At 57.1% G+C, this 22,799-nt stretch carries 17 protein-coding genes; 12 read left to right on the top strand and 5 right to left on the bottom strand.

Translation table 11 applies throughout. From position 1 onward, the window contains the following. Positions 1–50 precede the first annotated feature (50 nt). A complete protein-coding gene (locus ACL2XJ_RS01505; RefSeq protein ID WP_413725443.1) occupies positions 51–1,388 on the bottom strand; it encodes an MFS transporter in 1,338 nt (445 codons plus the stop codon). A 512-nt stretch (positions 1,389–1,900) separates the two neighbouring features. Here ACL2XJ_RS01505 and gudD point away from each other — a divergent pair. Then, positions 1,901–3,226 (top strand): glucarate dehydratase, encoded by a 1,326-nt coding sequence (gene gudD / locus ACL2XJ_RS01500; protein WP_413725442.1) that lies wholly within the window; start codon positions 1,901–1,903, stop codon positions 3,224–3,226. Positions 3,227–3,285: 59 nt separating this feature from the next. Here gudD and garD read toward each other — a convergent pair whose 3' ends face one another. Beyond that, positions 3,286–4,860, bottom strand: a complete 1,575-nt coding sequence (garD, locus tag ACL2XJ_RS01495; RefSeq protein WP_203523834.1) for a galactarate dehydratase — start codon at positions 4,858–4,860, stop codon at positions 3,286–3,288. 505 nt (positions 4,861–5,365) lie between these two features. On the opposite strand from garD, the gene ACL2XJ_RS01490 reads away from it, so the two are divergent. The 4 genes from ACL2XJ_RS01490 to ACL2XJ_RS01475 all read left to right on the top strand — a co-directional run bounded on the left by ACL2XJ_RS01490 (position 5,366) and on the right by ACL2XJ_RS01475 (position 9,701). Then, complete coding sequence (locus ACL2XJ_RS01490; protein ID WP_413725441.1) at positions 5,366–6,697, top strand: MFS transporter; 1,332 nt, start codon at positions 5,366–5,368, stop codon at positions 6,695–6,697. Between the two features lie 61 nt (positions 6,698–6,758). Next, the gene (gene garL / locus ACL2XJ_RS01485; RefSeq protein WP_413725440.1) at positions 6,759–7,529 is read left to right on the top strand and encodes a 2-dehydro-3-deoxyglucarate aldolase; all 771 of its coding nucleotides are present in this window, start codon (positions 6,759–6,761) and stop codon (positions 7,527–7,529) included. Positions 7,530–7,588: 59 nt separating this feature from the next. Then, the gene (gene garR / locus ACL2XJ_RS01480) at positions 7,589–8,476 is read left to right on the top strand and encodes a 2-hydroxy-3-oxopropionate reductase (RefSeq protein ID WP_165934236.1); all 888 of its coding nucleotides are present in this window, start codon (positions 7,589–7,591) and stop codon (positions 8,474–8,476) included. Between the two features lie 82 nt (positions 8,477–8,558). Next, on the top strand, positions 8,559–9,701 hold the full coding sequence (locus ACL2XJ_RS01475; protein WP_203523831.1) for a glycerate kinase: 1,143 nt from the start codon (positions 8,559–8,561) through the stop codon (positions 9,699–9,701). Positions 9,702–9,984: 283 nt separating this feature from the next. Here the strand turns inward: ACL2XJ_RS01475 and barA are convergent, their stop codons facing one another. Then, complete coding sequence (barA, locus tag ACL2XJ_RS01470) at positions 9,985–12,813, bottom strand: two-component sensor histidine kinase BarA (protein ID WP_413725439.1); 2,829 nt, start codon at positions 12,811–12,813, stop codon at positions 9,985–9,987. Between the two features lie 59 nt (positions 12,814–12,872). Here barA and rlmD point away from each other — a divergent pair, with 59 nt between their 5' ends. The 6 genes from rlmD (at position 12,873) to queE (ending at position 21,647) form a co-directional block, all read left to right on the top strand. Next, positions 12,873–14,207, top strand: coding sequence for a 23S rRNA (uracil(1939)-C(5))-methyltransferase RlmD (rlmD, locus tag ACL2XJ_RS01465; protein ID WP_413725438.1), 1,335 nt, complete (start codon positions 12,873–12,875; stop codon positions 14,205–14,207). 9 nt (positions 14,208–14,216) lie between these two features. Next, a complete protein-coding gene (gene relA / locus ACL2XJ_RS01460) occupies positions 14,217–16,451 on the top strand; it encodes a GTP diphosphokinase (protein ID WP_132926122.1) in 2,235 nt (744 codons plus the stop codon). Between the two features lies 1 nt (position 16,452). Beyond that, positions 16,453–17,265 (top strand): nucleoside triphosphate pyrophosphohydrolase, encoded by an 813-nt coding sequence (gene mazG, locus ACL2XJ_RS01455; RefSeq protein ID WP_413725437.1) that lies wholly within the window; start codon positions 16,453–16,455, stop codon positions 17,263–17,265. 265 nt (positions 17,266–17,530) lie between these two features. Further along, positions 17,531–19,168 (top strand): glutamine hydrolyzing CTP synthase, encoded by a 1,638-nt coding sequence (pyrG, locus tag ACL2XJ_RS01450; RefSeq protein WP_132926125.1) that lies wholly within the window; start codon positions 17,531–17,533, stop codon positions 19,166–19,168. Between the two features lie 83 nt (positions 19,169–19,251). Further along, positions 19,252–20,553 carry a phosphopyruvate hydratase gene (gene eno / locus ACL2XJ_RS01445; RefSeq protein ID WP_413725436.1) on the top strand — a complete coding sequence of 434 codons (1,302 nt, stop codon included), beginning with the start codon at positions 19,252–19,254 and terminating at the stop codon, positions 20,551–20,553. Positions 20,554–20,975: 422 nt separating this feature from the next. Further along, positions 20,976–21,647 (top strand): 7-carboxy-7-deazaguanine synthase QueE, encoded by a 672-nt coding sequence (queE, locus tag ACL2XJ_RS01440; protein WP_132926129.1) that lies wholly within the window; start codon positions 20,976–20,978, stop codon positions 21,645–21,647. 28 nt (positions 21,648–21,675) lie between these two features. Here queE and ACL2XJ_RS01435 read toward each other — a convergent pair whose 3' ends face one another. After that, positions 21,676–21,804: a hypothetical protein gene (locus tag ACL2XJ_RS01435; RefSeq protein WP_413725435.1), complete on the bottom strand. Its 129-nt coding sequence runs from the start codon at positions 21,802–21,804 to the stop codon at positions 21,676–21,678. Positions 21,805–21,913: 109 nt separating this feature from the next. On the opposite strand from ACL2XJ_RS01435, the gene ACL2XJ_RS01430 reads away from it, so the two are divergent. Then, the gene (locus ACL2XJ_RS01430) at positions 21,914–22,273 is read left to right on the top strand and encodes a LysR substrate-binding domain-containing protein (RefSeq protein ID WP_413725434.1); all 360 of its coding nucleotides are present in this window, start codon (positions 21,914–21,916) and stop codon (positions 22,271–22,273) included. 63 nt (positions 22,274–22,336) lie between these two features. Here ACL2XJ_RS01430 and queD read toward each other — a convergent pair whose 3' ends face one another. After that, the gene (gene queD / locus ACL2XJ_RS01425) at positions 22,337–22,705 is read right to left on the bottom strand and encodes a 6-carboxytetrahydropterin synthase QueD (RefSeq protein WP_165934302.1); all 369 of its coding nucleotides are present in this window, start codon (positions 22,703–22,705) and stop codon (positions 22,337–22,339) included. Positions 22,706–22,799 lie beyond the last annotated feature (94 nt).

The raw sequence follows: 22,799 nt of genomic DNA, 5'->3' as shown, positions 1-22,799 counted from the left end.
TCATTCCTCGTATTCCTGGCCGCCCGCTTGGCGGCCAAAGCAAAAAACCGTCATGCCGCCAGGGGTTTCAGCACCAGGCGCTGGATTTTCCCGACGATAAACAGATAACTCAAAATCACCACCAGGCCGTTGCCGGCCACATAAAGCAACGCACCGTCGAAGGAACCGGTTTTGTTCAAAATATAGCCAATGACGATAGGGGTGGTAATCGCACCGATCTGGGTCACCAGATTCAGCACCCCGCCGCTGAGGCCGACTATTTCCTTCGGCGCGGTATCGGCATTCACCGTCCAGCCCAGCGCACCGATGCCTTTACCAAAAAACGCCAGAGACATTGCCGCCACGACCACCACATCGGATGTCGTGTAATTACAAATCACCATGCTGGTACACATCAGCATACCCACAATGATGGGGGTCTTGCGGGCCACCGACAGCGAATAGCCCTTGTTGAGCAGATAATCGGAAAATACGCCTCCCAGCACGCCGCCGATACAGCCGCATATCGCCGGCAGGGCCGCCACGAAACCCGCCTCCAGGATGGACATTCCCCGGCCTTTCACCAGATAGATGGGAAACCAGGAGAGAAAAAACCAGGTAATGGCATTCACGCAGTAATTGGCAAGATAGATGCCCAGCAGCATCCGGCTCGACAGCAGCTGCTTGACATAGCCCATCTGCGGACCGGCGCTTTTCTTTTGCAGCGCCGGGTCGTTATCCATATCCACCAGGCCGCCGCCGGCCCGGATATACTCTACTTCTTCTTTACTGACCCGGGGATGATTCAACGGGCTGTACATGGTTTTAAACCACACCAGGCCAAGCACTGCGCCCACCAGTCCCATCACGATAAAAACGTATTCCCAGCTGACTTCCTGGGTTATCCACCCCAGCAGCGGGTTAAAGATCACCAGCGCCGCGTATTGGGAAATATTGAAAATCGCCGAGGCGGTGCCGCGTTCCCTGACCGGGAACCAGGCCGAAACAATGCGGCTGTTGGCGGGCATCACCGGCGCCTCGGCAAATCCCACCATAAAGCGTAAAATAAACAGCATCAGCGCCGCAGTGGCGAAGAAATGCACAAATCCCTGGGCGAAAGTAAACGCTGACCAGATAATGACAGCGCTACCATAAACGATTTTAGAACCAAAGCGATCCAGAAGCCAGCCGCCCGGCAGCTGCGCCAGGGTATAAGCCCAGCCGAACGCGGAGAAAACATAGCCCATTTGCAGCGGATTCAGCCCGAGATCGCTGGCGACATGCGGGCCGGCAATGGATAGGGTTGAGCGGTCGGCATAATTAACGGTACTGATAATAAATAATATTGCCAGTATCCAAAACCTGGAATGGGTTTTATGGGTGGCAACGGAAATTGAGTTTTCAGCCATGATTCCTCTCCCCTGTGGGGTATAGGGTAATTTTTATCTGTCTGCATCCGGCGATTGTTCGAGCTTAACGTTCGTAGAGTAGGTAAATGGATGCGGCTATCAATAACGGGTCATCAGGGAGTGAGTATAAATTGAGTTACTCCGCCGCACATTGTGCTTTTGACTGAATGAGTGCTGACAAAGGGGGAAGCTTTAAGGCGATAGAACAGCCTCATGTGATCCCAATCACCATGAATAAGCGTTTTGTGATCAGGTTCGCAATGGTGAAAATAGAGTAAATATTCAGCGAAAAAAAGCCGGTAGCGTTTATTCAAGGCAAAAAGCCGCCGGTTTCACTCTGTTGGCTGAAGGGGGGATCCCTTCGTCACAGAGGAACAGAATGTTGGATTTTGACGAGATATACCTTCGTGGCTTAGGCATTTGCATAGTGCCTGGGCCGACAAGTGTCGTTATAGTCGATTCCAACTTGTTATCACTTGCGCCTAAATATGAATATCAGGAGAGGAAGGATTATGACTCCGGCTATTACCACCATGAAAGTCATTCCGGTTGCCGGCCATGACAGTATGTTATTGAATCTGAGCGGGGCCCATGGCCCCTTTTTTACCCGCAATATCGTCATCCTTACCGATAATGCCGGGCATACCGGCGTGGGGGAAATTCCCGGCGGCGAAAAGATACGTCTCACCCTTGAGGAATCCGCCGGCCTGGTGGTGGGCAAGTCCCTGGGGGAATATAAAAACGTCATGCGGGCCGTGCGGTTGCGGTACGCGGATCGCGATATCGCCGGTCGCGGATTACAGACCTTTGATTTGCGTACCACGATCCACGTGGTGACCGGCATCGAAGCGGCGATGCTCGATTTGCTGGGGCAATTTCTCGGCGTGCCGGTGGCGGCGCTGCTGGGGGAGGGGCAGCAGCGGGACGCCGTGGAGATGCTGGGGTATCTGTTTTATATCGGTGACCGCAAGCGGACGGATTTAGCCTATCGCAGCCAGCCGGACGATCCCTGTGGCTGGTATCGCCTGCGTCACGAAACCGCCATGACCCCGGCGGCTATTGTGCGCCTGGCACAAGCCGCCTATGAAAAATATGGTTTCAATGATTTCAAGCTTAAGGGCGGGGTGCTGGCAGGCAGCGAAGAAGCCGAGGCGGTAACCGCCCTGGCGGAACAATTTCCCAAGGCGCGTATCACCCTGGATCCCAACGGCGCCTGGTCGCTGGCGGAAGCGATTACTCTTGGTAAACAGCTGCGCGGCGTGCTGGCCTATGCCGAGGACCCGTGCGGAGCCGAGCAGGGCTTTTCCGGGCGAGAGGTCATGGCGGAGTTCCGTCGCGCCACCGGCTTGCCTACCGCCACCAATATGATTGCCACCGATTGGCGGCAAATGGGCCATACCTTGGCCCTGCAGTCGGTGGATATTCCCCTGGCGGATCCCCATTTCTGGACCATGCAGGGTTCGGTGAGCGTTGCCCAGCTTTGTCACGAATGGGGACTGACCTGGGGTTCGCACTCCAACAACCATTTTGATATTTCTCTGGCGATGTTCACCCATGTCGCCGCCGCCGCGCCGGGTAAAATTACCGCTATCGATACCCATTGGATCTGGCAGGAAGGCGATCAGCGCCTCACCAAAGAGCCGCTGCAAATTATCGGCGGCAAGGTCAAGGTACCGGAAAAACCGGGACTGGGCATTGAGCTGGATATGGCTCGGGTAATGGAAGGCAACGCGCTTTATCAACAACACGGCCTGGGGGCGCGGGACGATGCCGCCGCCATGCAATACCTGATTCCCAACTGGACATTTGATAATAAACGCCCGGCGCTGGTGCGGTAGTCCGGCATTGGCATAAAAACAAAAAGGCCGGGTAATCCCGGCCTCTGTTTAATGGTTTATCAGGTCACCGGCGCCGGGTTGAATACCGACAGGGCGTTATGGATGCCCCATTGATCGGACCAGGTTTTTTTGCGGCCGCTGGCGATGTCCAGAATAAAGTTGAACAGCTGCCAGCCCACGTCTTCGATGGTGGCTTCGCCGGTGGCGATGGTACCGGCGTTGATATCCATCAAATCGTACCAGCGATCCGCCAGGGCATTGCGGGTGGCCATTTTAATTACCGGTATCGCCGCCAGGCCGTAAGGGGTGCCGCGGCCGGTGGTGAATACCTGGACGGTAATGCCCGACGCCAGCTGCTGCGTGCCGCAGATAAAATCGCTGGCCGGGGTGGCGGCGAATATCAGCCCGCGTTTAGTGGGGCGCTGGCCGGGGGACAGCACTTCGACAATGGCGCTGGTACCGGATTTGGCGATGGAGCCCAGGGCCTTTTCCACCACGTTTGCCAGTCCGCCTCTCTTGTTGCCTGGGGAGGGGTTGGCGCTACGGTCGGTTTGGCCGTTGCTCAGATAATTGTCGTACCAGGCCATTTCCTCAAGCAGCCGGCGGCCTACATGCTCATCGGCGGCGCGCGGGGTCAGCAGATGGATGGCATCGCGTACCTCAGTGACTTCGGAAAACATCACCGTAGCGCCGCAGCGTACCAGCAGATCCGAGGCGAAACCCACCGCCGGATTGGCGGTAACGCCGGAAAACGCGTCGCTGCCGCCGCACTGCATGCCGATCACGAGATCAGAAGCGGGGCAGGTTTCGCGCTTGCGGGCATTCAGGCGTTTCAGATGCTCTTCCGCCACCTGCAAAATATCATCCACCATGGATTTAAAGCCGACGTGCTTTTCATCCTGCAACCGCGTGATACTGACGCCCGCGCTCTCAACCGCGATGGGAATTTCATCCTCGGTGCCGGTCAACAGGCGTTCCGGCTGCAGCTTTTCGCAGCCCAGGCCGACTATCATGATTTCGCCGCCGAAATTGGGATTCAGCGCGATATTGTGAATGGTGCGAATCGGCACCACCGCGGCGGGGGCATTGATGGCCACTCCGCAGCCGTACAAATGGTTCAACCCCACCACGCCGTCCACATTGGGATATTTCGGCAGCAGATCCCGTTCAATAAGCTTGACCACGAACTCCACCACTCCCGCCACACAATGGACGCTGGTGGTAATGCCGAGCAGATTTTTGGTGCCGACGCTGCCGTCCGGGTTGCGATAGCCTTCAAAGGTATACCCTTCCAACGGCGGCAACGGGGCCGGCACTTTGGTGGCCAGGGGCAGTGATTCAAGGGGCGGCGCCTCGGGCAATACCACCAGGGATTCGTCTATCCAGCTGCCCTGTTTAATATCCCGTACGGCATAGCCGATGATTTCTCCATATCGAACAATATTACCGCCTTTGGCAATATCATGTAATGCGACTTTATGTCCTTGGGGAATATGCTCGACAAGCTCCAGCCCATCAGGAAATTTAGTACCGGCCGGCAGACCGTTATTGTTCACGATAATAGCAACATTATCGGTATCGTGAACTTTAATATACAATGCGTTGTCGACATTGTGGGTGATAATTGATGACATAAATGTCTCCGTAAATACTACTTGAGGGTCATAACCTCGAAATAGCAGAGCATCAACGCTAACGGTATGGGTGTAACGATAGTATAAGCGGTTTTAGTAGGGTTTTGCATTGTGCAACTGAACTATTTTTAGCGTGTAAATGCGCTAATTATAGTGCTAATGACATACATAAAGTGATGCTGGTCGCTATTCCCCGCGTTAAAAAAAACCTGTCGCCAATAACGTGATACGGCACGGGTTTTGTCATGTTTTTGCCTAAAAAAATTGAGTTTTAACGTTAAATACTTGGGCGGATGCATAATGCCATTTTGTGCTGCTGTTTTTATACTAGCATTGCCTTTGTAATGAAAGGAAAAAGGAATGGATTTGGCGCTGCGGTAAAAGCAGCACAATATAAAATCACTGAGTGAAAAATATCAACTTCATATATAGACGCGTAGCGCAAAAATATTATCACCCTGATTTTTGCATTCTTAAATAGACTCCCTTGATGAGAGCATATTCTATGAGCACTACACCTCTGGCTACCCATAAAACAACATCTCACGTTCGTTACGTTATTTTATTGATCATTTTCCTGGTGACCGCCGTCAACTATGCCGACCGGGCCACCCTGTCCATCGCCGGCACCAGCGTTGCCAAGGATCTCGGGCTTGATCCCGGCCAGATGGGCGAGATATTTTCCGCTTTCGGCTGGGCCTACCTGGTAATGCAAATTCCCGGCGGCTGGCTGCTGGACCGTTTCGGTTCCAAGCGGGTCTACACCTACAGCCTCTTTTTCTGGTCGCTGTTTACGCTGCTGCAGGGATTTGTCGGCTGGTTTCCCCTGGCCTACGGGGCGTTCACGCTGTTTGTGCTGCGCTTTATGCTGGGTTTTGCCGAAGCGCCGTCATTTCCCGCCAATGCCCGCATCGTCGCCGCCTGGTTTCCCACCAAAGAGCGCGGCACCGCCTCGGCCATCTTCAACTCTGCACAGTATTTTTCCCTGGCGATTTTTTCACCGCTACTGGGCTGGTTAACCTATGCCCTGGGCTGGATGCATGTCTTTACCGTCATGGGCGTGATTGGCTTTATCCTCACCATCGCCTGGGTGAAATATCTTCATAATCCCAATAAGCATCCCAGCGTGTCCCGCGCCGAATTGGATTATATGGCGGCCGGCGGCGCGGTGGTGGATATGGATGCCCCCGGTTCTATCAGCCGGGACGGCCCGAAGTGGAATTATATCAAGCAGATGCTCACCGATCGCATGATGCTGGGTGTGTTCTTCGGACAATATTTTATTAATAGCATTACCTGGTTTTTCCTTACCTGGTTCCCGATTTATCTGGTGCAGGATAAGGGTATGTCGATATTGAAGGTCGGCCTGGTGGCCTCCATTCCGGCGTTGTGCGGTTTCGCCGGCGGCGTGCTGGGCGGCGTAGTGTCCGACTACCTGCTCAAGCGGGGATTTAGCCTTACGGCGGCGCGCAAGATCCCCATCGTGGTGGGAATGCTGCTGGCCACCAGCGTCATTTTATGCAATTACACCAACAACAATGTGATTGTGGTGGCGCTGATGGCGCTGGCTTTCTTTGGCAAAGGTTTCGGCGCCCTGGGCTGGCCGGTAATTTCCGACACCGCGCCAAAAGAGATCGTCGGGTTATGCGGCGGCGTATTCAATGTTTTCGGCAATGTCGCCTCCATCGTTACGCCGCTGGTCATCGGTTATATGGTTAAAGAGTTGCATTCATTCAACGCCGCATTGATTTTCGTCGGCTGTTCGGCCCTGGCGGCCATGTTGTGCTACCTGGTGGTGGTCGGCGAGATTAAACGCCTGGTGTTGGTCAAGTCCTGATTCAGGGGGGCCGGTTGACTGCGGCCCGAGCACATTTTGTTTCTTTGCTAAGAGGTAAATTATGAACAATCCACTACTGCCAAACCGTTTTCGTCAGAGCCTGCTGCAGGGGGACACCCTGATTGGCTGTTGGTGCGCGCTGGCGAATCCGATCACGACAGAAGTTCTTGGTCTGGCGGGGTTCGACTGGCTGGTATTGGACGGTGAACATGCGCCCAATGACGTGACGACGTTTATCCCCCAACTGATGGCGCTGAAGGGAAGCCATAGCGCACCGGTCGTCCGCCCCCCCACCAATGAACCGGTGATTATCAAGCGTCTGCTGGATATTGGATTTTACAATTTCCTGATCCCGTTCGTTGAAACCGAAGAACAGGCGGTACGTGCGGTGTCTTCTACCCGTTATCCCCCGGCGGGCATCCGCGGCGTGTCGGTTGCCCATCGCAACAACAATTACGGCACCATACCGGACTATTTCTCCACCATTAACGACAACATCACTGTACTGGTGCAAATCGAAAGCCAGCAGGGCGTTGACAATATCGACGCCATCACCGCGGTTGACGGAGTGGACGGAATTTTTGTCGGTCCGGGGGATTTATCGGCGGCGTTGGGATATCTCGGCCAACCGAATCATCCGGAAGTACAGCGGGTTATCCGCCATATTTTTGACCGGGCCGAAGCCTTGGGTAAACCCAGCGGCATCCTGGCGCCGGCGGAAGCCGATGCCCGACGTTACCTGGAATGGGGCGCGCGATTCGTGGCGGTGGGCAGTGATTTAGGCGTCTTTCGCGGCGGTACGCAGGCGCTGTACGACAAATTTAAAAAATAATTTTCCGCGGCGTGCCGGGCGCGCCCCAACCTTAGTTAATGATTTAAGAGGCTATTTTCATGAAAATCGGATTTATCGGCCTGGGCATTATGGGCAAGCCCATGAGTAAAAATCTGCTGAAAGCAGGCTATGATCTGGTGGTACTGGATCGCAATAAAGAGGCTGTGGCGGAAGTGGTTGCCGCCGGCGCCGGCTCGGCGGACACGCCGAAAGCCATCGCTGAACAAAGCGACGTTATCATCACCATGCTGCCGAACTCCCCCCATGTAAAAGAAGTGGTGCTGGGTGAAAACGGGGTAATTGAAGGATTCAAGGCCGGCGGCGTTGTCATTGATATGAGTTCCATCGCGCCTTTGGCCAGCCGCGAAATTGCCGCGGCCCTGGCGGAAAAAAATATCGCCATGCTGGATGCGCCGGTAAGCGGCGGCGAACCCAAAGCCATTGACGGAACGCTGTCGGTGATGGTGGGCGGCGATGAAGCGGTTTTCAAAAGCCACTATGACGTGATGAAAGCCATGGCGGGCTCGGTGGTCCATACCGGTGATATCGGCGCGGGCAACGTCACCAAGCTGGCGAATCAGGTGATCGTCGCGCTGAATATCGCCGCCATGTCCGAAGCCCTGGTGCTGGCCACCAAAGCCGGCGTGGATCCGGAAAAGGTCTTCCAGGCCATTCGCGGCGGCCTGGCCGGCAGCACGGTGCTGGAAGCCAAGGCGCCGATGGTGCTGAACCGCAATTTCAAACCGGGATTCCGTATCGATTTGCATATCAAGGATCTGGCCAACGCATTGGATACCTCCCACGGCGTGGGCGCGCAATTACCCTTGACCGCAGCGGTGATGGAGATGATGCAGGCGTTGAAGCAGGACGATCTGGGTACGGCGGATCACAGCGCATTGGCTTGTTATTATGAAAAACTGGCCAAGGTTGAAGTTAAACGGCAGTAAGTTGGTCGGGCGCCGAGAGGCGCCCCATCAGGCGGCGAAAAAGTCATTTCGTCGGCCCCAGTTCAACAGGCGCAGGTAGTCTATGAAAATAGTAATCGCACCGGATTCGTATAAAGAGAGCTTGTCCGCGTTGGAAGTCGCGACGCAGATTGAAAAGGGATTTCGCGAAGTGTTTCCCGATGCCCACTACGTCAAATTGCCGGTGGCGGACGGCGGCGAGGGAACCGTGGAAGCGATGGTGGCGGCCACCGGGGGGGAAATTGTCAAGGTGCGGGTCACCGGACCGCTGGGGGAAAAGGTAGACGGCTTTTTCGGCCTGTCCGGTGATAAAAAAAGTGCGTTTATAGAGATGGCTGCCGCCAGCGGACTGGAATTGGTGCGCGCCTGTGATCGTAATCCGCTGTTAACCACCTCGTACGGCACCGGCGAGCTGATCCGTTGCGCCCTGGATCACGGTGTCAAACATTGTATTATCGGTATCGGCGGCAGCGCCACCAATGACGGCGGCGCCGGTATGGTGCAGGCTCTGGGCGGCGGACTGCTGGACGCCGAGGGCAAACAAATCGGCTATGGCGGCGGCGAGCTTGATAAGCTGTCGCGCATCGATATCAGCGCCCTGGATCCCCGTATCCGCGACTGCCGTTTCGAGGTGGCCTGCGATGTCACCAGCCCCCTCACCGGCGACGATGGCGCAACCGCCGTGTTCGGCCCGCAAAAAGGGGCAACGCCGGATATGATAAAGGTGTTGGATGCATCGCTGAAGAACTATGCCAGGATTATTAAACGGGATCTGGATAAAGACGTCGAACATATTCCCGGCGCCGGCGCTGCCGGCGGCATGGGAGCGGGTCTACAAGCATTTTGCGGCGCCGAACTGCGCCAGGGTATTGAAATCGTCACCGAAGCCCTGGGGCTGGATGCGCTGGTGCGGGACGCCACGCTGGTTATCACGGGCGAAGGACGCATTGACAGCCAGACCATACACGGCAAGGTGCCCATCGGCGTGGCGCGGGTGGCGAAGCGTTATAACAAACCGGTAATCGGCATCGCCGGCAGCCTCACCGCCGATGTGGCGGTAGTGCATGAGCACGGCCTGGATGCGGTATTCAGCGTGATTTATCAGATATGCACTCTGGAGGAAGCGCTGGACAACGCGGCGGAAAACGTGCGCATGACCGCCCGCAATATCGCCGCCACCGTTAAACTGGCGATGCGGTTTCCCTGAAATGCCAGGCCCGTCATCATCGTGGTCAAACCAAACGCGTTAAAGGGAAACCGTGCTGATGGGGTCGAATCGGGCATGGTTTTCCTGCCCGACAGAGCGCCCGGCAGCGCGGTAAGCCCGCCAAAACCTTACCTTGAACCATGCCCGGTCGGGACAGGATGCTGGATCGTAAACCCGCCGTGAATCCATCCCTGGAGGCTCGATCCGCGCCGTCCTGGCGCGGACGGTTTACTCTTCCAGCATCCTGCCCCTCCTCGTTGAATTCGAGCGCGTTTTTCGCCGGTTACTCCGCGATAAACGGCTCCGACGCCAGCGTCACGTTCTCGATCTCATCCAGCATCTCCAACCATTCCGGCTCCAGCGCCGCCGCCGGCACCCCACCGCGCAACTGCCGTTCGATACCGGCGCAAAGCTGCTTGAGCCGGGGAACCCCGCTGTAGCTGCAACTGCCGTGCAGTTTATGGATCAACGCACAAATATCCTTATCCTCCCCGCCGTCCACCAGCGCCTCCACCCGCTGCTTCACCTCCGGCAGAAAAGCTACCAGCATAGCCAGCAAATCCTGGGCAAGATCGGTTTTGTTGGCCGCCTGACGCAAGGCCAGCTGCCAATCCAGAGTAATATCCTGCTGCCCCCCCGCCTCCGGCACCGCCGGTTGCGCTGATGGCGCACGGGGAGACACCGACGGCTGAACCGACTCCGATGCCTCATGACCAGGCGCCGCGCCGGCCGGGGAAAAAGACGCCGCCGCAGGGGCGGGGTGCGAAGAATAACGTGCCAGCAGCTGCTGCAGCATGCTCTCATCAATGGGTTTGGCGAGATAATCGTCCATGCCGGCCTCTAGCAGATCCGCCCGCTCATTGCCCAGCGTATGCGCCGTTACCGCAACTACTGGTGTACGTCCGTGCAGCGGCAGCCCCCGCAGCAGTTCAGCCGCCCGCAGGCCGTCTATCTCCGGCATCTGTATATCCATCAGCACAATATCCAGCGGATGCAGTTCGGCATAGGCCAGCGCCTCCCGGGCGCTGCCGCACAACACCGTCTGCTCCACCTGCTCCTCCAGCAACGCGCCGATAAGCTTGAGATTGGCCGGGTTGTCGTCCACCGCCATCACCCGCAGGGAGAGACGGGAAGGGGAAGGCGGTTTTATCCGCGCCGCCGCCGGACGGGATTCTTTCCACAATAACGGCAAAAAGCGATTGGCTGAAACCGGTTTCGCCAGGCAGGCGTAGGCGCCCATGCGTTTAATCTGTTCCGCCTCCACCATGGATTGGCTGGGCAGCGCCAGGATAATGCAGTCCGCCAGGAGCGCGGCCTCCGCCAGTTCACGTTTGATATCAATCAACGGCGTCCGCTGGGCTACCGGTTTGCCGATAAGCAACACATCGTAGTGCCCCGCCGGCAACTGCGCCAGGGCCGGGCTGAAACTGATATTCAGCGGAGTGACGCTCAGCATATCCAATGTCGCCTGGGCGGCGGCGGGATTGGCTTCCACATACGCCAGCCGCTTGTCCCGCAGATGTTCAAAATCCCCGGAGTGAGGCCGGCCCGGATGCGTGAGCTGCAGGGGAATATGAAACCAGAACGATGAACCGCGGTTGATTTCGCTGTGAAAACCGATGTCGCCGCCCATTTCCTTAATCAGCTTTTGGGTGATGACCAGCCCAAGCCCCGTACCGCCGTGCCGGCGGGTGATGCTGGCGTCCGCCTGGCGAAACGCCTGGAACAGCTGCGACTGCTGCCGCTCTGAGATGCCGATGCCGGTATCGTGTATCTGCACCTCCAGCTCCATTTGCCGGTTATCCGCGCCGTGCTGCTCAATGCGCAGGTCAATATTGCCCCGCTCGGTGAACTTGATGGCGTTGCCCAGCAGATTGGTCACCACCTGTTGCAGGCGCAGCGGGTCGCCGATAACCTGATCCGGCACGTCCCGCTGTACGTTAAGGGTGATTTCCAGCCCTTTTTCATGGGCGGTCTGCGCCAGCAGGACCACGACCTCGTCAAGGGTGGCCCGCAGTGCGAACGGTATGGCTTCCAGGATAAGCTTGCCGGCCTCCAGCTTGGAAAAATCCAGCACATCATTGATGATACTGAGCAAATTATTTCCCGAACGTTCAATGGTTTGCAGATAATCCCGCTGGGTGGGGGACAAAGGGGTTTTTAGCGTTTGGCGGGTGAAACCTATCACCCCGTTCAGCGGTGTGCGCAGTTCATGGGACATATTGGCCAAAAACTCGGACTTGATACGCACCGCTTCCTGGGCGCGCTTTTTGGCCAAATCCAGTTCCACGTTCTGAATTTCCATTTGTTCCAGGGTCTCGCGCAGATCCGAGGTGGCCTGATCAATGTTCTGCTGCATCTCTTCATGGTACGCCGCCAGGGACATGGCCATGGAGTTGATGCCGTTTTTCAGCATATCCAGTTCCCCCAGCATATAACCCTCCACCCGGCTATCAAGCTGGCCGCGCCGGATGCGATCGACGGTACTGACCATATTGCGGATCGGGCCGGTAACGTCTCGCATCAGGCGATAGGCGAACAGCATGGCGATACACAGACAGAGCAGCAGCAGCAGGGTGGAAACGAAGGCTTCTTTGTACTGCTGCAGGCGCACCGAATCCAAATCCAGCTCGATGGCGATGTAGCCCAGGGGCGGCGCCTGTCCGGCGGCTCGATCGGCGCTGTCGGGCAGATCTTCCCCGGCGAGGATGGGCGCCCGCATCACCAGCACGCCGTCTTGCCTGTTCAGCGTCAGTTCGCCGGGTAAACGGGCTCCCGGCGGCAGCTGTAGCTGACCGAGATTGTGATGATAGTTCGAGCTGGCGAATAACGCATTATCGGCGTCGAAGACGCTGATGGAGCGCACAATATCGGAATGGTGGCGGTGCAGCATGTCAATCAAATGGCGCACGGCATCCCGGTTATGCAAAGCCATGCCGTTGGCGCTGGACGCCGCCAGCGGCTCGATAATGCTCGCCCCGGCTTCCACCAACTGGTTTTGCAGTTCGTTATAGCGGTGCACAACAAAAAAAGCGCTCAGCAGCAGACCTATCAATAATGTCGGCGCCAGGATCAGGATCATCATCCGCGCGCGCAAGCTGTAGTTGGTCATAGCGTTCCAATATGGGAGAATGACGTATCGGCTATCCGGGAAATCCCTTACCAGCAATTATGGCGCAATTCTACTCTGCAAACCGTCGCGTGGCGACACAGCAAACCCTCAGCGTTACCTGTCACGAACTGGACGCCTTCGGCCAGGGCGTGGCGCGCCACGAGGGGAAAACACTCTTTATTCCCGGACTGCTGCCCGGCGAACGGGCCGAGGTGCGCATGACCGAAGACCGGCGCCAGTTTGGCCGGGCGCGAGTGATTCGCCGGGATAATGACAGCGAGGAGCGGGTGGCCCCGCGCTGTCCGCATTTCACCGTCTGCGGCGGCTGCCAGCAGCAACATGCCGCCCAGGCTTTGCAGCAGCGGAGCAAGGCGGCGGCCCTGGAGAATTTACTGGCGCGGGAAACCGGCGCGCCGATCCCGGCGGCGGAAGTATTGGGGGGCGCCCCTTACGGCTACCGGCGCCGCGCCCGCCTGGCGCTGGATTACCGGCAGAAATCCCGCCAACTGGCGATGGGTTATCGCCAGGCAAAATCCAGCGAAGTGGTGGATATCCGGGCTTGCCCTATACTGCAACCCGCACTGGAAGCGTTGCTGGCGCCGCTGAAACGCTGCTTGCAGACGCTGAACGGGGTAAAGCGTTTGGGACATGTGGAACTGGTGCTGGCGGATAACGGGCCGCTGGTGGTGTTGCGGCATCTGGACGCGCTTGGCGGCGATGACCGGCGCCGGCTGGAGGCGTTTGCCGAGCATCATCAGGCCATGATGTGGCTGGCCGCCGACGGCGACTCCCTGGAATGCCTGCGGGGCGCGCCGCCGGTTTATCATATCGACGGTTTGTCCCTGCGGTTCAGTCCGCGGGATTTTATACAGGTAAACGACGAGGTAAACCGGAAAATGGTCGCCATGGCGCTGGCATGGCTGGAGCCTCAGGCCGGGGAGAGCGTACTGGATCTGTTTTGCGGCATGGGTAATTTCACCCTGCCGCTGGCCAAGCGCTGCGGGCAGGCGGTCGGTGTCGAAGGGGTTGCGGCGCTGGTGGCGAATGGGCAATATAATGCACAAAAGAATTTAGTGAACAACGTCACTTTCTACCATGAAAATCTGGAAGGCGAGGTGGCAAAACAGCCCTGGGCCCGGCGGAAATTTGATAAAATAGTATTGGACCCGGCCCGTGCCGGTGCGCCGGTGGTCATGCCGCTGATAGCCGGCTGGTCGCCCCGGCGCATTGTCTATGTTTCTTGTAACCCCGCAACGCTTGCACGGGACGGCAAAGCGTTGTTGGCGTCGGGTTATACCCTGGCGCGCGTGGCTATGCTGGATATGTTTCCGCATAGCGGACATCTTGAGTCGATGGCGTTATTTATCAAAGATACAGACGGCTTCGCAAAGTAGGGAGAAGATATGGTTGCGGTAAGAAGTGCGCATTTGAATACGGCGGGCGAGTTTGTCCCGGAGGACTGGGTAGCCAGTCTGGGTCTTTCCAACCCGCAATCAAGTGAGCGGCTGGCCGAAACCTGGCGTTATTGCGAACAGCAGTGCAAAGACCATCCCGACGCCCCGCTGTTATTATGGCGCGGTATCGAAATGGTGGAAATCCTCTCCATGCTCAGCATGGACAGCGACAGCCTGTGCGCGGCGCTGTTGTTCCCCCTGGCGGACGACAATGTGGTGGCGGAGTCGGTGCTGGAGGAGCAGTTCGGCAAAAAAATCGTCGATTTGGTGCACGGCGTGCGTGATATGGACGCCATCCGCCAGCTCAAGGCCACCCATAACGACTCCATGGCGCCGGAGCAGGTGGATAATGTCCGGCGCATGCTGCTGGCCATCGTCGAGGATTTCCGCTGCGTGGTCATCAAGCTGGCGGAGCGTATTGCCCATCTGCGGGAGCTGAAGGACGCGCCGGAAGACGAACGGGTGCTGGCGGCCAAAGAGAGCTCCAATATCTACGCCCCCCTGGCCAACCGCCTGGGCATCGGCCAACTGAAATGGGAGCTGGAAGACTTCTGCTTCCGCTATCTGCATCCCGACGAATACAAACGCATCGCCAAGCTGCTGCATGAACGCCGTATAGACCGCGAACAGTATATCGAGGACTTCGTCGCCTCGCTGCGCAGCGCCATGAAGGAAGAGGGCATCAAGGCCGACATCTACGGCCGGCCGAAGCACATCTACAGCATCTGGCGCAAAATGCAGAAAAAGTCGCTGGAATTCGATGAGCTGTTCGACGTGCGCGCGGTGCGGGTGGTGGTGGAGCGGCTGCAGGATTGCTACGCCGCCCTGGGTATCGTCCACACTCATTTTCGCCATCTGCCCGACGAATTCGACGACTATGTGGCCAACCCCAAACCCAACGGCTACCAATCCATTCATACCGTGGTGCTGGGACCGCGCGGCAAAACGCTGGAAATCCAGATCCGCACCCGGCAGATGCATGAGGATGCGGAGCTGGGCGTGGCCGCGCACTGGAAATACAAAGAGGGCACCGTCACCACCGGCGTGCGTTCCGGCTATGAAGAGCGCATCGCCTGGCTGCGTAAGCTGCTGGCCTGGCAGGAGGAGATGGCGGATTCCGGCGAGATACTGGACGAAGTGCGCAGCCAGGTGTTCGACGACCGGGTCTATGTCTTCACCCCCAAAGGGGACGTGGTGGATTTGCCCGCCGGCTCCACGCCGCTGGATTTTGCCTACCATATCCACAGCGATGTGGGCCACCGCTGCATCGGCGCCAAAATCAGCGGGCGCATCGTGCCGTTCACCTATCAGTTGCGCATGGGCGATCAGGTGGAAATCATCACCCAGAAGCATCCCAATCCCAGCCGCGACTGGCTGAACCCGAACCTGGGCTATGTCACCACCAGCCGGGGACGTTCGAAGATCCATAACTGGTTCCGCAAACAGGATCGGGACAAAAATATCCTGGCCGGCCGCCAGCTGCTGGACGATGAGCTGGAGCATCTGGGCATCGGCATCAAGGAAGCGGAAAAGCTGCTGTTGCCGCGCTATAACGTCAACTCGCTGGATGAACTGCTGGCCTCTATCGGCGGCGGGGACGTGCGCATCAACCAGATGGTCAACTATCTGCAGGGCAAGCTCAACCAGCCCAGCGCAGAAGAGCAGGATCGGGAGGCCCTCAAGCAGCTGACGACGCCCAAGGCCACGGCGGTGCCGCGCTCCAAGGACAACGGGCGGGTAGTGGTGGAAGGGGTGGGCAACTTGCTGCACCATATCGCCCGCTGCTGCCAGCCGATTCCCGGCGATGATATTATCGGTTTTATCACCCGCGGCCGCGGTATTTCCATTCACCGCGCCGACTGCGAACAGTTGGCGGACCTGCAGGCCAACGCGCCGGAGCGCATTGTCGACGCGGTCTGGGGGGAAAGCTACTCCAGCGGCTATTCGCTGGTGGTGCGGGTAGTGGCCAACGATCGCAGCGGCCTGCTGCGCGATATCACCACCATCCTGGCCAATGAAAAGGTCAATGTGCTGGGCGTCGCCAGCCGCAGCGACGTCAAACAGCAGTTGGCCACCATCGATATGGATATCGAAATTTATAATTTACAGGTGCTGGGGCGCGTACTGTCCAAGCTGAACCAGCTGCCGGACGTTATCGACGCCCGCAGATTGCACGGGGAATAACATGTCCGATATCGTCAACGCCTCTTCATCCCAGCAGCGGCTGCTGGGCATCATGACCCGCCTGCGCGATCCGCGGGGCGGCTGTCCCTGGGATCGGCGGCAGACCTTCGATACCCTGGCCCCTTACACTCTCGAAGAGACCTATGAAGTGCTGGACGCCATTGCCCGGGGCGATTATGACGATTTGCGCAGCGAACTGGGGGATTTGCTGTTTCAGGTGGTGTTTTACGCCGAGCTGGCGCGGGAACAGGGTTTGTTTGATTTCGACGATATCTGCGATGCCATCAGCGATAAGCTTGAGCACCGCCATCCCCACGTTTTCCCGGACGCCGACGGCAAGATTTCAGCGGCCCGGCCGGGACAGTGGGAAAACCTCAAGGCGCAGGAGCGGGCGGAAAAGGCCAGGACGTCGCCTATGGACGATATTCCCGATAACCTGCCGGCGCTGATGAAAGCGCAAAAAATCCAGCAGCGCTGCGCGGCGGTAGGCTTTGACTGGACCTCCCTCGGCCCGGTGGTGGACAAGGTCCATGAAGAGATCGAGGAAGTAATGTACGAAGCCCGCCAGGCGGTGGTGGATGAGGATAAACTCGAGGAGGAGCTTGGCGATTTGCTGTTCGCCACGGTAAACCTTGTCCGTCATTTGGGTAAAAAAGCCGAAACCGCCCTGCAAAAGGCCAACCGCAAGTTCGAACGGCGCTTCCGCCAGGTGGAAGCCATTATCCTCGCCCAGGGCCTGACGCTGCAGCAGGCTTCCATCACCCAGATGGAAGCCGCCTGGCAGCAGGTGAAAAAGCAGGAAAGCGCCGGCTAACAACGGGTTCTTCGCAGACAGCTGACGTACGTACCCGGCGTCAATAGGGGGGGCAGGATGGTAGAGGAGTAAACCGTCCGCGCCATGGATGGATTTACGGCGGGTTTACTGATAGCTACCCTGTCATCCTGTCCCGACCCGGCATGTGACTGCCGTGCCGGCGTCGCATTTAGCAAAACGAACGTTTGTGGCCGATTAGCGCTTCAGGTATACTGTTTTCCCGTCTTGGTTATTCCGTCTTTACACCCTAATTCTCAGGTTCAGCATGACAACTAATTATATTTTTGTAACCGGCGGGGTTGTGTCCTCATTGGGTAAAGGTATTGCCGCGGCCTCCCTGGCGGCTATTCTCGAAGCCCGGGGACTCAATGTTACCATCATGAAGCTGGACCCTTATATCAATGTGGATCCCGGCACCATGAGTCCTATCCAGCACGGCGAGGTTTTCGTTACCGAAGACGGGGCGGAAACCGACTTGGACCTGGGACATTATGAGCGCTTCATCCGCACCAAAATGTCGCGGCGCAACAACTTCACCACCGGCCGCATCTACTCCGACGTGCTGCGCAAAGAGCGCCGCGGCGACTATCTCGGCGCCACCATCCAGGTTATCCCCCATATCACCAACGCCATCAAGGAACGCATCATTGAAGGCGGCGAAGGCCACGACGTGGTGCTGGTGGAAATCGGCGGCACGGTGGGGGATATCGAATCCCTGCCGTTCCTGGAAGCCATCCGCCAGATGGCGGTGGATGTGGGACGCGAGCACACCATCTACATGCACCTGACCCTGGTGCCCTATATGGCGGCTTCCGGCGAGGTGAAAACCAAGCCCACCCAGCATTCGGTGAAAGAGCTCCTCTCCATCGGTATCCAGCCCGATGTGCTGATCTGCCGTTCCGATCGTTCGGTGCCCAATAACGAGCGGGCAAAAATTGCTTTATTCTGCAATGTGCCGGAAAAAGCAGTTATATCCCTTAAAGACGTTGATTCCATTTATAAAATCCCGGCCCTCTTGAAATCACAGGGCCTGGACGATTATATTTGTAAACGATTCAGCTTGAACTGTCCGGAAGCGGACCTGTCTGAATGGGAACAGGTGGTTTACCAGGAAGCCAATCCGGGCGGCGAAGTCACCATCGGCATGGTGGGCAAATATGTCGAGCTGCCGGACGCCTACAAGTCGGTTATCGAAGCACTGAAGCATGCCGGCCTGAAAAACCGTTTGACGGTAAACATCAAGCTTATCGATTCGCAGGACGTTGAAACCCGCGGCGTGGAAATCCTGAAAAATCTCGATGCCATATTGATCCCGGGTGGTTTCGGCTATCGCGGGGTGGAAGGCAAAATCCTCACCGCGCAGTATGCCCGCGAAAAGAAAATTCCTTACCTCGGCATCTGTTTAGGGCTGCAGGTAGCGTTAATCGAATTCGCCCGCCACGTGGTGGGCATGGAAAATGCGAACTCAACTGAATTTGTGCCAGACTGTAAGTACCCGGTGGTGGCCTTGATCACTGAATGGCGCGATGAAAACGGCAACGTTGAAGTCCGCAGCGAACAAAGCGATTTAGGCGGCACCATGCGTCTGGGCAGCCAGGCCTGCCAGCTTACCGAAGGCAGCCTGGTGCGGGCGATGTACGGCGAACCGACCATCGTTGAACGCCACCGTCATCGCTATGAAGTCAATAATATGCTGCTTAAGCCCATTGAAGCCGCCGGCATGCGCGTTGCCGGTCTGTCGGGGGATAACCAGCTGGTGGAAATGATTGAATACCCGGATCACCCGTGGTTCGTGGCCTGCCAGTTCCATCCGGAGTTCACCTCGACGCCCCGCGACGGTCATCCGCTGTTTACGGGCTTTGTGAAGGCTGCCGGCGAGTTTCAAAAGCGTCAAATGAAATAAAAACGACGTATGATCGGCGTGCCGTACCCCGGCGCGCGGGGTTCGTCCAGAATTTTGTTTTAACTTGTACTGAGGAAATACTAATGTCCAAAATTGTAAAAATCATCGGCCGTGAAATCATCGACTCACGCGGAAATCCGACTGTTGAAGCAGAAGTGCATCTGGAAGGTGGTTTTGTTGGTTTGGCCGCTGCGCCGTCAGGCGCTTCCACCGGTTCACGCGAAGCGCTTGAACTGCGTGACGGCGACAAATCCCGTTTCCTGGGTAAAGGCGTGACCAAAGCGGTTGGCGCTGTTAACGGCCCGATTGCCGAAGCCTTGCTGGGTAAAGACGCTAAAGACCAGGCCGCTCTCGACAAGATCATGATCGATCTCGACGGCACTGAAAACAAATCCAAATTCGGCGCCAATGCCATTCTGGCCGTATCACTGGCCGCCGCCAAGGCTGCCGCCGCGTCCAAGGGCATTCCGCTGTACGAACATATCGCCGAACTGAACGGCACCCCGGGCAAATTCTCCATGCCGTTGCCGATGATGAACATCATCAACGGCGGCGAACATGCCGACAACAACGTCGACATCCAGGAATTCATGATTCAGCCGGTAGGCGCGAAGACCGTTAAAGAAGCCATCCGTATGGGTTCCGAAGTTTTCCATAACCTGGCCAAAGTCCTGAAGTCCAAAGGTCTGAACACCGCGGTGGGTGACGAAGGCGGCTATGCGCCGAACCTGGAATCCAACTCCGCCGCCCTGGCCGCCATCAAGGAAGCCGTTGAGAAAGCCGGTTATGTGCTGGGTAAAGATATCACCCTGGCCATGGACTGCGCCGCGTCTGAATTCTATAACAAAGAAACCGGTAAATATGAGCTGAAGGGCGAAGGCAAAACCTTCACTTCTGAAGAATTTACCCATTATCTGGAAGGCCTGACCCAGACCTATCCTATCAAGTCCATCGAAGACGGCCTTGATGAATCCGATTGGGACGGTTTTGCTTACCAGACCAAAGTGCTGGGCGACAAAATCCAGCTGGTGGGCGACGACCTGTTTGTAACCAATACCAAGATCCTGAAAGAAGGTATTGAAAAAGGCATTGCCAACTCCATCCTGATCAAATTCAACCAGATCGGTTCTTTGACTGAAACCCTGGCCGCCATCAAGATGGCGAAAGATGCCGGTTACACCACCATCATCTCCCACCGTTCCGGCGAAACCGAAGATGCCACCATTGCCGACCTGGCAGTAGGCACCGCGGCCGGCCAGATCAAGACCGGTTCCATGAGCCGTTCCGATCGCGTCGCTAAATACAACCAACTGATCCGTATCGAAGAAGCGTTGGGTTCACGCGCTCCTTTCAACGGTCTGAAAGAAGTGAAAGGCCAGGCGTAAAATCTTGGTGCCGGTAGTCAAAGCCCCATTGTGGTGGGGCTTTTGAGCCTACTGGCATAGTGCCCGGTCGGGACAGGATGCGAGATCGTAAACACGCCGTGAATACCAGCATCCTGTCCCGCCTTGTTGACTCCGTGCATATTTGTTAGTCGTCTGCGCCACATTGTTTTAGAATTTTCATCATCCCTCTTACTTACCACCGCTCTACCTCCCTTAACCGCCGCTTTGCAATTAACGCGATACCGTCCGTTATGGATTAGTGTTACTCTGCCCGCCACAATTTCGGACCCGCCGGTGAAGCGGTGGAAGATAACATCCGCCGAATGTCGCGCTTTATGCCGGAAATTATCGCGGGTTTGGCCTAAGCCGCCTAATCTGTAATAATCAGCGCCCTATTTGATGTGACATCAATCGAGAAAAACATGCAGTACCCGCTCAACGAACTGTTTCAGACCCTCCAGGGTGAAGGCTACTTCACCGGCGTGCCCGCGATTTTTATCCGTCTGCAAGGCTGCCCGGTGGGCTGCAGCTGGTGCGATACCAAACACACCTGGCAACAAGATCCCCTCGAGGAAGTGCCGGTGGGGGATATCCCGCTGAAAACCGCGGACAGCGCGAAATGGGCCCTGGTATCGACGGAGGAGATGCTGGAGATTATCACGCAACAGGGCTATACCGCCCGCCATGTGGTGATAACCGGCGGCGAACCCTGCCTGCACGATCTCTTTGCGCTGACCCAGATGCTGGAGCAGCAGGGTTACAGCTGCCAGATTGAAACCAGCGGCACCCATGAAGTGCGCTGCACCAGCCAGACCTGGGTGACGGTATCGCCGAAAGTGGGGATGCGCGGCGGGCTGGAGATCCTGCCGCAGGCGCTGCAGCGTGCCGATGAAATCAAGCATCCGGTGGCGCGAGAGCGCGATATTGAACAGCTGGAAGCGCTGCTGGCCACGCTGGATGATGACAAGCCGCGCATTATCGCCCTGCAGCCGGTGAGTCAACAAGAAGCCGCCACCCGGCTGTGCATCGAAACCTGTATCGCCCGCAACTGGCGCTTATCCATGCAAACCCATAAATATTTGAATATTGCCTGATTCATGGCGTGCGTAATGTTTTAAATTTTTACGGCATCTCAATCACTATCTTGCCGAAAGCGCCCCGGTCGAGATGCTCCAGCGCCGCGGACAAATAGGCCATGGGATAACACTTATCGATGACCGGCTTCAGCCCGGTCCCGTCGACGGCTCTCACCAGGTCTTCCAGCCCACGGCGATGGCCGGTGCCGATACTTGAATGGTGACGTCCTTGAACATTAACGGCGCGGACGGCGTCGTCGCCTCGAATCCCTCCAGCGCGCCTATTGTGGAGTGAAACCGGCGCTTTGTTTCGCTGGCACTTTGAAGGTCACGGCGAGTCTATCGACGTCGATGTGGATAGCGTGGTGACCGCCAACGACACGGACCTGCTGCTGACGGCGGCGCTGCAAGGCACGGGGCTGGCATTCCTTCCCGAAAGCTTCGTGGCGGCCCGCATAAAGAGCGGGGAGCTTATCCAGGTGCTGGAGAGCTGGTGCAAGCCTTTTGCGGGATTTTATCTCTATTATCCCAGCAAGCCGCATATGCCCGCGGCGCTAAGAGCCTTCATCGACTTTATCAAGCTGCCGGCTTCGCCCCTGGCGCCGGGGGAAATGGCTGCGCCGGCGCAGACGCGCAAGCCATGACGAAATGCGTGTTCCATATCGCCATGGGTGCTGTCGTTGGGATAGAGCAGCGGGGTAAAGGGGTTACTCTTCACCGCGGTAAATACAGCCGGCGGTGCAGGTTTCCTTCACCATGATGGCGCTAAGCAACGGCAAGCGCGGCTTCAGCTGGCGCCAAATCCAGCGGGCGAGGATTTCGCTGGTGGGATTCTCAAGGCCGGGAATATCGTTCAGATAATAGTGATCCAGCTGTTCCAGCACCGGGCTGAACAGGGTCTTCAGTTCACCGAAATCCATTACCCAGCCGGAATGGGGATCCACCGGGCCGGTAATTTCCACTCGCACCATAAACGAATGCCCGTGCAGGCGGCCGCATTTATGGCCGTCGGGCACATGGGGCAAACGGTGCGCCGCCTCAAAGGTAAAATCTTTAAATAACGTGGTTACCACGATGGGGCCTCTATAAAAAACGAACGTTGCATGGTACAGAAATACCGCAAATCTTGCCATGCAATAATTAGCCGCAATTCTAACGCACTTTTACCGC

The sequence above is a fragment of the Sodalis sp. RH16 genome, from assembly GCF_047324245.1.
GTDB classification, from domain to species: domain Bacteria; phylum Pseudomonadota; class Gammaproteobacteria; order Enterobacterales; family Enterobacteriaceae; genus Acerihabitans; species Acerihabitans ligni.
This window is presented reverse-complemented; position numbering and strand designations above follow the sequence as displayed.